Below are 410 nucleotides of genomic sequence, written 5' to 3' on the forward strand. Positions count from 1 at the left end.
CTGATGTGAATGCCTCACCGGTATTGCCCGTTGCATCACTAAAGCCTTGCAACGTTAGCGCCACACTCTTCACCGAATCTGCAACCGAAGCGACCTCTGCTGTACCCACCCATTGGGTTTGAGTACCTGCTTGCGCGGTCCAGTTGATCGCCGCGGTACCCAGCGTCGAACCCGTCGGTGTGGTAACGCCTTTGTCGAACGTGGCGGTAACGGTCACGCTCTCACCCGCCGCTGCGTACGTTGGGTTAATCGACGTTTGACCGTCGTCCACCGTTGGCTTAGTTTGCGTCAACGTAAATGTCGTCCCCACTTCTTTTGCTGGTGCGCCCAAGTCGTTAGTACCGTTCACCGTCACCGTAATGGTGCCGTCTTTAAGACCAGAGACGTCTAGCGTCGTGTTCCATTTACCC

The 410-nt window shown here is 56.1% G+C and carries 1 pseudogene; it reads right to left on the reverse strand.

Features of this window, described 5'->3' with window-relative positions:
* Positions 1-410 (reverse strand): annotated as a pseudogene (locus BCT11_RS03850) (hypothetical protein); the annotation flags it as partial.

The sequence above is a fragment of the Vibrio sp. 10N.222.52.B12 genome, assembly GCF_002875385.1.
Taxonomy (GTDB): Bacteria; Pseudomonadota; Gammaproteobacteria; order Enterobacterales; family Vibrionaceae; genus Vibrio; species Vibrio jasicida.